The 15,412-nt window shown below is 36.0% G+C and carries 14 protein-coding genes; all 14 read left to right on the forward strand.

The genetic code is table 11. The features are described from left to right. Positions 1-3: 3 nt before the first annotated feature. The gene (gene wzc, locus KKH3_RS05540) at positions 4-2,175 is read left to right on the forward strand and encodes a tyrosine-protein kinase Wzc (RefSeq protein WP_039356698.1); all 2,172 of its coding nucleotides are present in this window, start codon (positions 4-6) and stop codon (positions 2,173-2,175) included. A 311-nt stretch (positions 2,176-2,486) separates the two neighbouring features. Next, positions 2,487-3,362: a glucose-1-phosphate thymidylyltransferase RfbA gene (gene rfbA / locus KKH3_RS05545; RefSeq protein WP_039356701.1), complete on the forward strand. Its 876-nt coding sequence runs from the start codon at positions 2,487-2,489 to the stop codon at positions 3,360-3,362. An 8-nt stretch (positions 3,363-3,370) separates the two neighbouring features. Next, positions 3,371-4,243 carry a dTDP-4-dehydrorhamnose reductase gene (gene rfbD / locus KKH3_RS05550; RefSeq protein WP_039356703.1) on the forward strand — a complete coding sequence of 291 codons (873 nt, stop codon included), beginning with the start codon at positions 3,371-3,373 and terminating at the stop codon, positions 4,241-4,243. A gap of 10 nt (positions 4,244-4,253) precedes the next feature. Then, on the forward strand, positions 4,254-4,799 hold the full coding sequence (gene rfbC / locus KKH3_RS05555) for a dTDP-4-dehydrorhamnose 3,5-epimerase (protein ID WP_039356706.1): 546 nt from the start codon (positions 4,254-4,256) through the stop codon (positions 4,797-4,799). A 53-nt stretch (positions 4,800-4,852) separates the two neighbouring features. Beyond that, complete coding sequence (locus KKH3_RS05560; RefSeq protein WP_039356708.1) at positions 4,853-6,469, forward strand: aldolase catalytic domain-containing protein; 1,617 nt, start codon at positions 4,853-4,855, stop codon at positions 6,467-6,469. Beyond that, entirely contained in the window at positions 6,453-7,100 is a 648-nt protein-coding gene (locus KKH3_RS05565; protein WP_039356711.1) for an HAD family hydrolase, read from the forward strand. The genes KKH3_RS05560 and KKH3_RS05565 overlap by 17 nt, the downstream gene beginning before the upstream one ends. Positions 7,101-7,107: 7 nt before the next feature. Continuing rightward, positions 7,108-7,833, forward strand: coding sequence for a 3-deoxy-manno-octulosonate cytidylyltransferase (locus KKH3_RS05570; protein ID WP_039356715.1), 726 nt, complete (start codon positions 7,108-7,110; stop codon positions 7,831-7,833). A 79-nt stretch (positions 7,834-7,912) separates the two neighbouring features. Beyond that, positions 7,913-9,139, forward strand: a complete 1,227-nt coding sequence (locus KKH3_RS05575; RefSeq protein WP_072034506.1) for an oligosaccharide flippase family protein — start codon at positions 7,913-7,915, stop codon at positions 9,137-9,139. A gap of 34 nt (positions 9,140-9,173) precedes the next feature. After that, a complete protein-coding gene (locus KKH3_RS05580; RefSeq protein ID WP_039356720.1) occupies positions 9,174-10,427 on the forward strand; it encodes a hypothetical protein in 1,254 nt (417 codons plus the stop codon). Between the two features lie 18 nt (positions 10,428-10,445). Next, the gene (locus KKH3_RS05585) at positions 10,446-11,093 is read left to right on the forward strand and encodes an acyltransferase (protein ID WP_039356723.1); all 648 of its coding nucleotides are present in this window, start codon (positions 10,446-10,448) and stop codon (positions 11,091-11,093) included. Positions 11,094-11,100: 7 nt separating this feature from the next. Beyond that, positions 11,101-12,231, forward strand: a complete 1,131-nt coding sequence (locus KKH3_RS05590) for an NAD-dependent epimerase/dehydratase family protein (RefSeq protein WP_039356726.1) — start codon at positions 11,101-11,103, stop codon at positions 12,229-12,231. After that, positions 12,228-13,223, forward strand: a complete 996-nt coding sequence (locus tag KKH3_RS05595; RefSeq protein ID WP_039356731.1) for a WaaS/CpsH family glycosyltransferase — start codon at positions 12,228-12,230, stop codon at positions 13,221-13,223. The genes KKH3_RS05590 and KKH3_RS05595 overlap by 4 nt, the downstream gene beginning before the upstream one ends. A gap of 36 nt (positions 13,224-13,259) precedes the next feature. Beyond that, positions 13,260-14,462 (forward strand): hypothetical protein, encoded by a 1,203-nt coding sequence (locus KKH3_RS05600; protein ID WP_052201295.1) that lies wholly within the window; start codon positions 13,260-13,262, stop codon positions 14,460-14,462. Positions 14,463-14,511: 49 nt separating this feature from the next. Continuing rightward, on the forward strand, positions 14,512-15,387 hold the full coding sequence (locus KKH3_RS05605; RefSeq protein ID WP_234991493.1) for a glycosyltransferase family 2 protein: 876 nt from the start codon (positions 14,512-14,514) through the stop codon (positions 15,385-15,387). Positions 15,388-15,412 lie beyond the last annotated feature (25 nt).

Genomic DNA, 15,412 nt, shown 5'->3' on the forward strand with positions numbered 1-15,412 from the left:
CCGATGACAGAGAAAACCTCAGTAAAAGTATCTGAAACCAGTTCAGATGAGATCGATTTAGGGCGTTTATTAGGAACATTGCTGGATAACCGCTGGTTGATCATTGGTGTGACGGCGGTGTTTACCGTTTTAGGCATTATGTATGCCATGTTGGCCACACCGGTTTACAAAGCCGATGCGTTAATTCAGGTAGAGCAAAGCTCTGGTAATTCGCTATTAAATGATATTTCTAGTATGTTGCCAGATTCCAAACCGCAATCAGCTGCAGAGGTTGAACTGATCAAATCCCGCATGGTGATTGGCAAAACGGTGAACGATCTGGCGCTTGATATCAGCGCTCAGCAAAAATATTTCCCGTTAGTGGGTAAAGGTATTGCTCGGTTAGCGGGCAATGAACCGGGAAAAATCGCGGTATCCCGGCTTGATGTACCGGAGTCTTGGCAGGATGAAGTATTGTCGCTCGAAGTGTTACCTAATCAGCAATATGCTGTGGATGCGGGTGACGCGGTGAAATTTACTGGCAGCGTCGGTCAGCTAGAGAATCATAATGGTATTACATTATTAGTCAGTGATATTTCCGCTGAAACAGGTACTATTTTTCGTATTCAAAAGCTGAATCAATTAACAGCTATTAATGGTTTGCTGGATAATTTTAGCGTAGCTGATAAGGGCAAAGACACGGGAGTTCTGGCGCTTAGTTTGGAAGGAGAAGATCCGGCGCTTACTACGAAGATATTAAGCAGCATTAGTCAAAATTATCTGCAGCAGAATGTTGAGCGTAAATCCGAAGAAGCAGGTAAGAGTTTAGAGTTCTTAAAAGAGCAGCTACCAAATGTACGTAGCTCACTCAATGACGCAGAAAATAAGCTTAACCAATTCCGGCAAGAGAACGAATCTGTCGATCTTTCCTTAGAAGCGAAAGCGGTATTGGATACTACCGTAGCGGTTGAAGCGCAGTTAAATGAATTGACGTTCAAAGAAGCGGAAATATCGAAACTGTATACCCGTGAGCACCCCGCCTACCGCGCCTTGATAGAAAAACGCAAAACGCTTGAACAAGAACGGGATAAGCTCAATAAGCGTGTAGGAGCAATGCCTAAAACCCAACAGGAGATTTTACGTTTAACACGGGATGTGCAGGCTGGGCAGGAAGTGTATATGCAGCTACTGAATAAACAGCAGGAGCTTAGCATCAATAAAGCAAGCACGGTGGGCAATGTTCGCATCGTGGATAATTCAGTGATTCAGCCAAGCCCGGTAAAACCAAAGAAAATGCTAATAATATTATTGGCAATGATTTTTGGGGGAATGGCATCCACTGCATTTGTTATACTAAAAACGCTGTTACATAAAGGCATTGAAAGCCCTGAGCAGTTGGAAGAGTTAGGTATTAATGTGTATGCCAGTGTACCACTTTCTGAATGGCAACAGAAAAAAGACCGAGCACTCTTAGGTAATGAAAATAAAAAAGGCAATACCCGGTCAACAGATTTGTTAGCAGTAGGTAATCCAGCAGATCTGGCGATTGAAGCTATTCGCAGCCTACGAACTAGTCTGCATTTTGCCATGATGGAAGCAAAAAATAATGTGTTGATGATCTCTGGTGCCAGTCCTGCTATTGGCAAAACGTTTGTCAGCGCTAATTTGGGGGCTGTTATTGCGCAATCAGGGCAGCGCGTGCTTATCGTTGACTGCGATATGCGTAAAGGCTACGCACATGAATTGATGGGAACCCATGGCACTGATGGTTTATCGGATATTTTATCTGGTCAGTGTGGTGCAGAAGAAAGTGTGCGTAAAACTGCTGTTGAGAACATGGACTTTATTCCACGTGGACAAGTTCCACCTAATCCTTCAGAATTATTGATGCACACTCGTTTTGCCGAGTTTTTGAAATGGGCTGGAGAGCACTATGATCTCGTGTTGTTGGATACACCCCCTATTCTTGCAGTAACAGATGCTGCTATTATTAGCCGTCATGCTGGCACGTCTCTGCTAGTGGCGCGCTTTGAAATGAATACTCTGAAAGAGATTGAAGTGAGTATTCGTCGTTTTGAGCAGAATGGTACTGAAATTAAAGGTGTAATCCTTAATGCTATTATGAAGCGAGCTGCGAGCTATTATGGGTATGGTAACTATAATTACTATGCTTATGAGTATAAGTCTGAAAAATAATGTAGTTATATAGCGCCTGCTGAGATATTTAGCAGGCGCTATTAGAGATAATTCATTTTAATCACGATGTCTACCCTCGCTTTCCCTCCTGTGATGCGTATATTCAGCATTTTCTTAAATATTGATTTTTCTTAATATTAAACACTCGTGTTTTGTGTTTGATATTAATTTTTTATTTAATTGAAAGACAGGCGTAGGGGAGTTTCTGATAGTGATTAATTTTTTGTCATAGAATAGTAAATGATGAAATATGGCAATAAGAGTGTTGAGTAATTCAGCTCTCGTCAATGCTTATATTCAGGAGATAACTAGTGAAAGGTATTATTTTAGCCGGTGGATCAGGCACGCGTCTTTATCCTATTACGCTTGGTGTTTCAAAACAGCTGTTGCCTGTTTATGACAAGCCAATGATTTATTACCCGCTGTCGACACTCATGCTTGCTAATATCCGTGATGTGTTAATTATTACAACTCCAGAAGACAGCGCTTCTTTTATTCGCTTGCTAGGTGATGGTTCAAAATACGGCATCAATATCGAATATGCGGTTCAACCGACTCCAGATGGATTAGCACAGGCTTTCATCATTGGTGAATCGTTTATCGGTAATGACAAATGTTGTTTAGTTCTCGGCGATAATATTTTCTATGGACAATCATTCTCACGTACCCTTGCACAAGCTGCTAGCCACGAGAGTGGCGCTACTGTGTTTGGCTACCGTGTGAAAGATCCAGAACGTTTTGGTGTTGTAGAGTTTGATAGTAGCAATAAAGTGATTTCTATCGAAGAAAAACCCAAAAAACCAAAATCAGATTGGGCAGTTACGGGGCTTTATTTCTACGATAATCGAGTAATTGATTTTGCAAAAGCGGTGAAACCGTCTAGCCGTGGTGAGCTTGAAATCACAGCTGTGAATCAAATGTATCTGGATGATGGCAGCCTTAATGTAGAACTATTAGGGCGTGGTTTTGCGTGGCTTGATTCTGGTACGCATGAAAGTCTGCATGAAGCATCTTCCTTTGTTGAAACGATCGAACATGTCCAGGGACTAAAAATTGCTTGTCTGGAAGAGATCGCCTGGAGAAAAGGATGGTTAAGTGCTGAAGAGCTGGTCAAACGTGCTGAGCCTATGCTCAAAAATGATTATGGAAATTATCTAATATCTTTGCTTAAACCTATTATTTCTTGAGAGCCAAAATGAAAATATTGATTACAGGTGCACATGGGCAAGTGGGCACACGCTTGGTCGAGCGCTTAACTGGCAATGCTGATATTTTGGCTATTGATCGTGACGTATTGGATATAACAGATCGAGACGCAGTTTTTAAAACTGTTACAAACTTCAAGCCTGATGTGATCATTAATGCTGCAGCGCATACTGCCGTAGATAGAGCAGAGCAGGAAATTGAACTGTCGTACAAGATAAATCGTGATGGACCATTATATTTGGCTGAGGCTGCACAAAGCATCGATTCTACAATATTACATATTTCGACAGATTATGTATTCAATGGCGAAAGTGATGTGCCTTATGTTGAATCTGACTGTGTTGACCCAAAAAGTGTATACGGAAAAAGTAAACTCGAAGGTGAGTTAGCCGTTGCTGCTGCATGCCCGCGCCATATTATATTAAGAACTGCTTGGGTATTTGGTGAGGATGGGAATAATTTTGTCAAAACCATGCTAAGGCTAGGAAAAGAGCGTGACTCATTAGGTATTGTGGCCGATCAGTTTGGCGGACCAACCTATGCAGGCGATATCGCTGATGCATTAATCCTTATCGCTGAAAAAACGCAGTCTCCTGATTTCAAAGCATGGGGCATTTTTCATTTTAGTGGAATGCCTTATATTAGCTGGTTTGGATTTGCAGATAAAATTTTTGACTTAGCAATTGAAAAGAAAATTTTAAATAATAAACCTGTATTATCTCAATTGACTACGCAAGATTATCCTACCCCAGCACAGCGACCTAGCTATTCAAAACTTAGTTGTGAAAAAATAAACTACGTTTTTGGTATTAATCCAAGTAATTGGATTAATGCTTTGGAAAATGTCCATTTATATAATTAAGTGATAAGTCATGAAAATTATTGATACAAAAATCACCGATCTAAAAATTATTGAGCCAGCTGTTTTTGGTGATGAACGCGGTTTTTTCTTCGAAAGTTTTAATAAGAAGAAATTTGAAGACGCAATAGGTTATTCAGTTGACTTTGTGCAAGATAACCACTCTAAATCGTCTCAAGGTGTTTTAAGAGGTTTGCATTATCAATTAGCACCACATGCACAAGGTAAACTTGTCAGATGTGTTGAAGGCGAAGTTTTCGATGTTGCAGTCGATATTCGAAAATCATCACCTACTTTTGGGAAGTGGGTAGGTGTTTATCTTTCTGCTGAAAATAAGCGTCAATTTTGGATTCCAGCAGGATTTGCCCATGGTTTTGTTACGTTAAGTAAAACCGCTGAATTTCTTTATAAAACGACGAATTACTACGCTCCACAAAGCGATCGTGGGATTTTGTGGAATGATGAGACGATTGGTATTGAATGGCCAATGAGCGTAGATCCTATTTTGTCTGAAAAAGATAAGAATGCTAAGAAATTCTCGGAAGCTGATGTCTTTTAGTTTTTAGATAGCTATTAGATATCAGACAACACTCATCTAAAGAGGTAATCGGAATGAAGATTCTTGACTGTACGTTACGTGATGGCGGTTATTATAACAAATGGGACTTTAACTTTGATGTAGTTAATGCCTATCTTGAGGCTGTTGCCGCAGCCAAAATTGATTATGTCGAATTAGGTTTGAGAAACTTTCCGCAAGAAGGATTTTTAGGCCCTTTCGCTTACACGACTGAGAGCTTGATTAATCGTCTCACCTTACCGGAAGGACCAGTATATGGGGTGATGATCGATGCTAAAACTATACTCTCTTCGGGTATGTCCGTTGAAGAGGCGGTCGATAAACTCTTTGTCGAAAAATCAGAAAGTAAATTGAGTTTAGTGCGTGTTGCTGCTCACTTTCATGAAGTTGAACACTCCGAACCCATTGTTAAGGCATTGAAAAATAAAGGCTACATTGTAGGCTATAATTTAATGCAATCGGGGGGGAAAGCGGATGACATCATCGCAGATAAAGCCCGTCAAGCGGTTGACTGGGGCTGTGTCGATGCTCTGTATTTCGCAGATTCTCTGGGAAATATGGATACGAAGGAAGTTAACAGAATAATAAAAGCCCTGCGGACGCATTGGAAAGGTGAACTAGGCATTCATACACACAACAATATGGCGAAAGCGCTAGATAATACTCTGGCCGCCTATGAATCCGGTGTGACGTGGCTAGATGTGACCGTCACGGGTATGGGACGCGGTGCCGGTAATGCTCAAACCGAAAATTTGTTAGCAGTATTGAGCAAAACGGAATCGCCTTACCAGGCTTCCCCTATCTATGACCTGGTCGTTCGCTACTTTGACAAAATGCAGAAAGAATACGGATGGGGTAGCAACTTTTTGTATTTTATCGGTGCTCAGAATGACGTCCATCCTACTTATGTACAGAATTTATTGTCTGATGAGCGTTATGGGCCGGATGAAATAGTTGGCGCTATTGAATATTTAAGTAATGCCAAAGCTTCTTCATACAATGGAAAAGTGCTTGAACAAGCTTTGAAATTGAACGATCAAATCGATATTGAAGAGGATGGTAGCAACGAGTTAATTGGACGTTTTGATAATCGTGAGGTTCTGATTATTGGCGGTGGTGAGAGTGTCCTAAAATATAAAAATGGCATTTTAGGTTACATTTCAGAACACAACCCAATTGTATTATCCATTAACGTAAATAAAAACGTTCCTGTAGAATACGTTGATTATTATATTATATCTCACAATGCAAAATTCTTGGCTGAGAGAAGTAAATATAAGGCTTTGACGAAACCAATTATTCTGCCGAAACACCGATTCAATAAAGATGAGTTGTCTTATCTCAATCCAGAAATAAAAGTTTTTGATTATGGATTGCGTATTGAGGAAGATATTTATGACATTGCCGACACTCGTTGTACTATTCCTTCAGAACTGACGGTCGGTTATGCCATTGCCGCGGCTTTTGTTGGTAATGCCTCTTCAATCAAATTAGTTGGATTTGATGGTTTTGAAAAAGGTGATAACCGTCAGCAAGAAATGGTTGATTTGTTTATTAAGATTAATGAATTTAAACAGAAAAAAGAAATTCTCTCTCTAACACCTACCTCCTATCCGGTGAAAGAAGGTTCTGTTTATGCACCTTTCATCTGATTATGATGTGTTTATCTTTGATTGTGATGGCGTTATTCTAGATTCAAATCAACTGAAATTGAATGCAATGGAAAATGCACTGGGCCAATACCCAGTGCAATATGTTCGGTCTTGTCTGGATTACTTCTCTAAAAATTTTGGGCGTTCGAGATATCTTCATGTAGAGCATTTCCTCAAAAATATCATCCAATGTAAGCCGGAAAATTATCAGGATGAATATGATGATATACTTAATAAATATGCAGGATATTGTACCCTTCTGTATAAAGAGGCAGAGATAAATACCGGATTTATTGAGTTTATTCAGCAAGTAAAAATAGATAAATTTGTAGCCAGCGGTTCAGATGAGGATGAGCTAAGGAATGTTTTCTCTGAGCGAGGGCTAGATATTTATTTTTCTGAAATATATGGTTCTCCTGAATCAAAGACTAATAATGTCAAAAAGATTCTCGAGCGTGGTTACACAAAAGCATTAATGTTCGGTGATGCTTTAGGTGACTTGGTTGCCGCTGAAAAAAATAAAATAGATTTTATTTTCCTTTCTGAACTCTCGACGGCTCCTGATTTAGTGAGAGAGTCTGCGTTTTTTAAAGGAAATGAAGTAAAGAATTTTTCTAATTTACTCTTATAGGTGATCTATGAATTATGCTGTCGTGATTCCAGCAAGATATAAATCAACCCGCCTACCAGGAAAACCACTGATTGATTTACATGGGATTCCTATGATTAAGCGCGTGTGGCTTCGCTGTTGCGAAGCGGTTGAAAAAAATAAAATTTATATCGCGACGGATGATGAGCGTATTTTTGATTTTTGCTTAACGTTCACTGAAAATGTCATCATGACCAGCAGCGACTGTAAAACGGGGACAGACCGAGTTTACGAAGCGTGTGAAAAAATTGGTGGTCTTGACTTCGTTATTAATGTGCAAGGTGATGAACCGATTATTAATCCGAATGACATTAAAACCATCATTGATGAATGCATCCGTAGTCCTGGAAATATCGTGAACGGTATGGCTCCTATTATTGATGCATCTGAGTATGAAAGTCGCACGATACCTAAGGTTGTGTTTCGTAAAGATGGACGATTGATGTATATGAGTCGTGCGGCTATTCCCGCTAACAAAACAGGAGTATTCAATAAATCGTGGAAACAGATTTGTATCTATGGTTTTCCTGTTCATGCGTTGGAAGAATTTTCTTCTTGTGAAGAAAAGACGCCATTTGAAAATGAAGAAGATATCGAAATTTTACGTTTTCTTGAGTTAGGGTATGACGTAAATATGGTCAATGTCAAAGGCGATAGCTTGGCAATTGATACGCCTGAGGACGTTGAAAAAATATTAAAAATTATGACTGAATAATGCTCTTCGAATAATTGATGCATATCATTTTTAATTATAAAAATTTCATCTTAGTAAACTATAAAGATAATATTAATTTATGTGTAAAATTCATCCTAAGCTTAATCTTTTTTTTAATATTATTGCAACAATAATCACTCAGGCAAGCTCAATTGTAGTCGGAGTGGTACTCACGCCATTATTAATTAACCGATTGAGCAAGGATGAATACGGGCTTTATGTATCAGGTGTTTCTCTATCCAGTTTTTGTTTCGTGCTCCTTGATTTGGGTATGGCTCTTTACTTAATTAAAGAAGTCTCTGTAAATAGAGATAACAAGCCTTATATTGGTAAGATATTATCTGCGTCATTTATTATAAAAGTCCCACTTTTGTTAATAAGCTTTTTTGTATTTGTTTTTTTTGCTCCTCCTAATCATATTATTAGTTATGCTGTCCCATTTTGGTTGTTTTTAGTGGCGATATCACTACAGCCCAACTGGCTTTTTTCCGGAATTGAAGCTCTGAAAGTAATAACGATGGTAACAATTATTACCAAGGTTATGATGTTGGGAATAGTGTTCTTTTTTGTCAAAACATCAGAAGATTTCTCTATTGTAACTTATGCATTTAGCCTTTCTGCCGTTGCGTGTATGTTATTTTCTTTGTTTTACAGCAAATTTAAAGGATATACATTTTACCCGTGTAGCCGTAACGACATCAGGGATATATTAAAAAATGCAATGGGTTTCTATGCACCACGAATTCTGGTTGCCATGTATACCCAAGCGTCGGTATTTATTGTATCGCGTGTTGCTGGTACTAGCGAAGCAGCTGTTTACGCAGTTGCTGATCAGTTTTATAAATTAGGGCAAATGGTTATTGCTGCTGTAACGCAAGCATTTTATCCGTTTATGGTTTTTAGGAAAGAAGTTCGTTTTTTGTTAATTACCTGTGGGGCTATTCTAAGTGCAGCTATTGTCACTTGTTTTTTATTGTGGGGATGGGTAGATCAAGTTATTTTTTGGTATGTTGGGGAAGGGTTTGAAACCGCAGCTATTCTCGTAAAAATATTTATGATAACGTGCCTGTTTGTTGTTCCGTCCTCTTTTCTAGGATTTCCTTTATTAGGCAGCTTGGGATTCCATAAAGTAGCGAATAAGACACTTATGATTGGTGCTTCTTTATATTCTGTAGGATTAGCAACACTATATAGTATTGGGCATATAACAGCCTTATATATTGCATTGTTAACTTTTTCCTCTGAGTTGGCCGTGTTTTTTTTAAGAGCATATAAATCTTATGTGATCTTGAAAAAAAATAACTAGCTTCACGGGTAATGCTTTTATAGAGAGATTTTACATGCAAAGTAAATTTAAAAAATATAAAGACTATAAAGAGAAATTATCTTTTTTTTATAGAGGATACCCTATAGAAAAAATTCTTTCTGTCGAAATTGCTTCTATTGCTTATGGTATGAGGAAATTTCGATTGAGAATATTGTGGGGTTTTTTCTCGTCGAGGAAAATTGTTTTTCCTGAGCTAAGAGAAAATGATGTATTATACTCTATGGGGAATTATAATCGGACGGATTATTATGAGTTACTTGGCTATGTTCGTCAGCATGTACCTGGGAATATAGTTGATGTAAATAAAAGTAAGCGAACTATAAAACTAAGTTTGAGTAATGTATTTACAGCACTAACACACGTTTTTAAAAAAGGAAAAGGAATAAAATTACAAGAAAAGATAATGCTTGCGATATCTTATACATATATTATGAACTATATCGATGATATAGAAAAAAATACTAATTCTTTGCCTGGAGCTTATGTGTCATTTTGCAGTTCTCATATAAACGAGGCTGTTATAGACCTATATTTTCAACAAAGATATATTCCAACATTTACTCTTCAGCATGGATTGTATTTCATTTTTAAGAACTCCCCGATTGATGCTATTTCATATGAAAATTTTATTTCTAAAAAATTGCTTTGTTGGGGGGAATATACAAAAATGGAATTTTTACGTTATGGGATTTCTAAGGAAAGATTAGTTGTTGCCGGTTATCCTGGTTTGGTTAAACCTCTTCACCTAAAATATAGTGAAAAGGGTGAGTTCAGACTTTTAATTTTACTTTCCCGATACTCATTTCACAAAAATAATATTAAAATCCTAGAAATGGTATCAGATTTAAAAGAAAAAATATCTGGCATGAAAGTTTTTGTAAAAATGCATCCATCATTAAATAAATCAGATTATAAAACTCTATTTGATAATTATTGTTTTATTGAATGTGAAAATAAAACAATCTCTTCTTTGCTTGAATCATCTCATTTTGATATGACAATTTCATATAATAGTACTGCATATTATGATAGCTATCTGAATAATTGCGTGAGTTTACGTTATATTGATCGTGATTTTGATGGAAGTATTTCTGTCATGGATGACAGTTTCAATGATAGTGTAACTTTGTTAGAGAAATTAGAGTTTTTTAGAAATGAAATGACCTTAAAGTCTTTTTGGGAAGATGTTGAAAGACGTTTAGAGTTTATAGTTGGTTATAAAATAAATAACTACAAAAGTGAAATAAACAACTCGATGCTAAGTTAATGACTTTATGAGGTGTTAATGTTAAAAATAATCGTGAAATTCAGACGATTTTATCAAGTTTCTTTTTCTAAAAAAATCCAATTTCTTTTTTTTACTTTAGCTAAAATAAGAGTGTTGTTTTTTTATAAATACCTACTCAAGTCTTGTGGAAAGAGAAATGTTATTTTAAAACCTATATTTTGGACGCCTGAAAATATTGCGATTGGTGACGATGTTATAATCTTTAACGGTAATAGAATTGAAGCTGTTTCAGAGTATGCTAATACTGTTTTTAGTCCAGAAATAATTATAGAAAGTAATGTATCTTTGCAGCAGTATTGTCATATTACTGCTGCAGGATGTTTAGTTATAGGCGCTGGGACTAGTGTATTACAGTATGTTGTTATTACTGATATAGACCATGAATATGAATCTTTAGGTATTTCACCATCATTACAACCTCTAAGTGTAAAAAAAACAAAAATCGGTAAAAATTGTTTTATTGGTGCTGGTGCGCGTATTCTTGCCGGCACGACATTAGGTGAACACTGTATTGTGGGTGCAAATGCTGTTGTGAAAGGACATTTTCCCGCGGGATGTGTAATTGCTGGCATTCCAGCAAAAATCATTAAAAGGTACGATCCCATGACAAACTCATGGTGTGCTGTTGATAAAAATAAGGAGTGAATTAGCTATGTCAAATCGTAATGTTCTGATCTCTGGTGGCGCGGGATTTATTGGTTCCAACTTATCGCTTGCTTTAATCGATAAAGGGTGGAATGTCACTGTACTGGATAACCTGTCTCCACAGATTCATAGCGACGAATCTCCACTTTACAAGAGCATTGAAGGAAAAGTTAATTTTATTCAAGGTGACGTTCGTTCAAAAGAAGATTGGAGAAGGGCACTCAAAGGTCAAGATTGTGTCGTGCACTTAGCCGCCGAAACGGGTACTGGCCAGTCAATGTATCAAATTCAACAATACATTGATGTCAACGTAGGGGGGACAGGGATCTTGTTGGATCTGCTGGCTAATGAACCACATAATGTGTCGCGGTTGGTCGTTGCATCTTCTCGAGCTATTTACGGAGAAGGCCGTTATTCTTGTGAGAATTGTGGCGAAGTATATCCAGATTCTCGCCATGCAGCGCACATGGAAGAAAGTGACTTTGAAGTTAAATGCCCTAAATGTGCTAAAAATGTCACCATGATGGCTACGCATGAAGAAAGTAAAATCCACCCTTCTTCTATTTATGGTATTACCAAACAGACGCAGGAACAATTAGTTTTGTCCGCAGGGCAAGCCTTAAATATTCCAGCGGTTGCGTTTCGTTATCAGAATGTATATGGTCCAGGGCAATCATTGTCTAATCCCTACACTGGCATCCTATCTATTTTCTCTACGCGTATTCGTAATAACAACGATATTCTTATTTTTGAAGATGGGCAAGAAAGTCGTGATTTTGTCTATATTGACGACGTAGTTAGAGCCACTATCGCTGGTATTGAGAACCCTGCAGCTGCGGGACAAGTTTTTAATGTTGGTGCAGGTGTATCAACGGATGTCACAACTGTAGCAACTACGCTAGTTAATGCATATGGCTCTAATGTTAATGTAAGAACAACGGGTAATTTTCGCGTAGGTGACATTCGCCATAATATTGCTGATTTGACGAAAATTAAAGAAGTCCTCGGTTTCGAACCTAAGGTTAGCTTTGAAGAAGGTATCAAAGCATTCACTGACTGGGTATTGACTCAAGAAACACAGACTGACAGTTACGAAGCTAGTATCCAGGAAATGAAAGAAAAAGGACTTTATAAATGAGCTTTTCTGGCCTAAGTATTTTATTTATTGGTATTGGTTTCTATGATTATGAGAATGCAATAGTAGAAAGACTTGAACAAAGAGGAAGTTATGTTGACTATTGGGCTGATACGCCCTCGATTTTACGAAAAAAACCATGGGGTGGTTTGATATTTAGAATCCCTAATTTGGCTAAATTCTTACAGAAAAGACATGAAGATAAAATATTAGCCAAAATAACTGATAAGAAATACAATAAGGTTTTTTTTATCAAGGGTGTTGATATATCTGAAGATTTTATTTTCAAACTTAAGCGAAAACTAGTTGATAGTGATTTTATTTTATATGAATGGGACTCTATAGAAAGAAACCCTGTTTTATTAGATAGATTCAAATACTTCGACTATGTGTATTCTTTTGATAGGAAAGATTCTGATGAATACTCTTTTATTAGGTTTAGACCTTTGTTTTTTAGAAGTACGGAGAAAAATGAAGATATAAAATACGATATCGTTTTTATAGGGTTAATGCATTCCTCTAGATTAGATATTGTTAGAGTCATTCAAAAGCAGGCGGAAAATTTAAATTTGAACATGTATGTGTATATGACAACGAGTATCTTAACATGGGTGAGATTATTTCTTATAGGTTCTGTCCAAAATTTACATATTAAAAGTTTAGCATATAAAAAAGTGATAGAGATAAACCGTGCAAGCTTTTGCGTACTAGATCTTCCCCATCCAGAGCAAACTGGCTTAACTATGCGTACTATAGAGTCTTTAGGGGCGGATATGAAAATTATAACGACAAATAATGACATTCGTAATTATGATTTCTTTGATGAATCTATGATAAATATCATTAGTAGTCATTCTCCTGAAATAGATTTATCGTTTTTATCATCTAGAGGAACTGAGAGAGGGTTTAATAAACATAAATACAAATATTCTCTGGATTCATGGTTAAATGACGTTTTTAATATAGAAGGGAATGAAAAAAATCACTTATTATAATATTTTACTAATTTTACCACTATACTGAGTCTTTACATGTATATACCAAATTTAAAAATAAATAATGATAGCTTTGTAGCTGTTCCTTTTATTGTTTTTTTGTTTATTTTATCTCGAATGTTTCCATTAATGTCATATTCATGGCTGATGAACATTGCTTTAATTCTCTTCTTCATTTTAAAAGCGCCGCAAATTTTTAGTGGTGTTAAGAATAATTATTTTACTTGTTTTTTTATAATATTATTATCAATTCATGGGTTGTATTCTTTATTTTTAAACAATGAACCATCTTTGGTGATTAAATTCTATTTTGTTTTGATTTTTATATTGTTTTCTTATTTTTGTGCATTTAATTCCTTGTTTGTTGTAAATGCATTTATTTTTATTATGTGTATTCAGGCTATTGTTGTTATATCAATAGCTACTTTTTTGATGGTGGTTTTTTGGGATGGTAACTATCTTGCTGTAAGGGCTTACTTTATTGATTCTGGGTATGGTGATGTTTATACTTACGGAAATGGATTTTATCGTGTCCAGATTAAAGGCAATGCGCTACTTCCCTTCGCTTTCATGATTTCAGAAATCCTGCGGTCTTTATATAAAGATAAATATAAGATCACTTCATCTTTACTTTTTGTTTCTTGTATTTTTGCTGGTAATTTCGCATTTTATATCTCTATTTTTATCTTTATTGTTTTTTCTACTTTTAGAAAAGATAATGATATTTATGGTGTTAACAAGAAAAAATTTATATTTATTTTAAAACTTGTACTTGGTGTAGTTCTGCTATTTTCTTTGCCATTTATAGCATCGTATACCGTCTCTATTATAGAAATGAAGTCTTTTGGCTCAGGTTCTTCTCTTGGTATAAGGTTCGATCAATTTTATGTATTGATTTTCGACATGCTAAAAACATGGCATAGCACAATATTTGGCTCGGGTCTAGGGAATCTAATAAATGTTCAAACAGCAGAAAGAGATTACTCAGATAATATATATTATGAATTGCAAACCTTTTACTTATTAAATCAAATCGGGATTGTTATTTTTATTTTGTTTATTTTAATAAATTTAATTCTTTCTATTCGTTATGTGAAAAGCAAAAAATTAATTTTTATTTATGTTTTATACTGTATTTATGCTGTAACAAACCCATATATTTTAGATTCAAATCAAATTGTTGTTATTGTGATTCTATGTACATTAAATAAATTAGGTGTATTTGAAAGTCGCGTATAATTGATTTCTCTATTTTCCTCTATGGTGAGTCATTATTGAAGGTGATATTATGGATGTTATGAATAAAGACAGAATCTATGCGGTATTAGTATTATATAATCCTGAAAACGAAGTTTTAGATGATTTGTTAATTAACTTTCTATATTGCTCTGATTTTTTTGTGGTTTGTAATAATTCAAATAACGGTTATGTTGCATCATCTAACTTTGATAATGTTCACGTTATAAATTTAGGCGAAAACTTAGGAATAGCTGCGGCCCAAAACATTGGTATGAAATGGGCTTTTGAAGATGGTGCCGATTTTGTTCTACAACTTGATCAAGATAGTATACCAGATTCCAATATGAGTGATGAATTGAAATTATGTTATTATGAAATGAAAGACCATGGTTATAAGATTGGATTGATAGGTGCACAGGATTATGATAAATATACAAAAAAAATCAATGTTCCTAGGGTTAATAAGGGGGTTCCTTTATTAAAGGAAAACTACTTAGATGTGAGTTGTGCTATTAGCTCTGGTAGTCTTATACCCAAAAATGTATATTTAGATGTTGGAGGAATGGATTCTGGATTGTTTATTGATGCAGTCGATTATGAGTATTGTTGGCGATTGAAAAACCACGGCTATAAAGTAATTAAAAACAAAAAAGCCTTGATTGCTCATCGATTAGGAGAAGGACGACACCAGCTTTTTCCTATCGATATTGCTGCTCCTGTTAGATCTTATTATATAACGCGAAATATTTTTTTATTAATTAGAAGGTCCTATGTTCCTCTCTTTTGGAAAATATCTAGCATGATAAAACTCCCTATCAGGTTATTTATTTATCCGATTATTCTTTCTCAGGGGGTGAAACGATTCTTCTTTACAGTAAAAGGTATTAAAGATGGTTTTTTGGGAAAGACAGGCATTGTGAAATGATTTCTAAATTTGTAGTTTTATTTTA

Source organism: Pectobacterium actinidiae (assembly GCF_000803315.1).
Classification (GTDB): domain Bacteria; phylum Pseudomonadota; class Gammaproteobacteria; order Enterobacterales; family Enterobacteriaceae; genus Pectobacterium; species Pectobacterium actinidiae.

Excerpts from the sequence above, each read along its gene's own strand:
- KKH3_RS05560 (WP_039356708.1), top strand. The coding sequence starts at position 4,853 with ATGAAGATTCTTGACTGTACGTTACGTGATGGCGGTTATTATAACAAA.
- rfbD (WP_039356703.1), top strand. The coding sequence starts at position 3,371 with ATGAAAATATTGATTACAGGTGCACATGGGCAAGTGGGCACACGCTTG.
- KKH3_RS05600 (WP_052201295.1), top strand. The coding sequence starts at position 13,260 with ATGTATATACCAAATTTAAAAATAAATAATGATAGCTTTGTAGCTGTT.
- KKH3_RS05565 (WP_039356711.1), top strand. The coding sequence starts at position 6,453 with ATGCACCTTTCATCTGATTATGATGTGTTTATCTTTGATTGTGATGGC.
- wzc (WP_039356698.1), top strand. The coding sequence starts at position 4 with ATGACAGAGAAAACCTCAGTAAAAGTATCTGAAACCAGTTCAGATGAG.
- KKH3_RS05585 (WP_039356723.1), top strand. The coding sequence starts at position 10,446 with ATGTTAAAAATAATCGTGAAATTCAGACGATTTTATCAAGTTTCTTTT.
- KKH3_RS05580 (WP_039356720.1), top strand. The coding sequence starts at position 9,174 with ATGCAAAGTAAATTTAAAAAATATAAAGACTATAAAGAGAAATTATCT.
- KKH3_RS05570 (WP_039356715.1), top strand. The coding sequence starts at position 7,108 with ATGAATTATGCTGTCGTGATTCCAGCAAGATATAAATCAACCCGCCTA.
- rfbC (WP_039356706.1), top strand. The coding sequence starts at position 4,254 with ATGAAAATTATTGATACAAAAATCACCGATCTAAAAATTATTGAGCCA.
- KKH3_RS05605 (WP_234991493.1), top strand. The coding sequence starts at position 14,512 with ATGGATGTTATGAATAAAGACAGAATCTATGCGGTATTAGTATTATAT.
- KKH3_RS05595 (WP_039356731.1), top strand. The coding sequence starts at position 12,228 with ATGAGCTTTTCTGGCCTAAGTATTTTATTTATTGGTATTGGTTTCTAT.
- KKH3_RS05575 (WP_072034506.1), top strand. The coding sequence starts at position 7,913 with ATGTGTAAAATTCATCCTAAGCTTAATCTTTTTTTTAATATTATTGCA.
- KKH3_RS05590 (WP_039356726.1), top strand. The coding sequence starts at position 11,101 with ATGTCAAATCGTAATGTTCTGATCTCTGGTGGCGCGGGATTTATTGGT.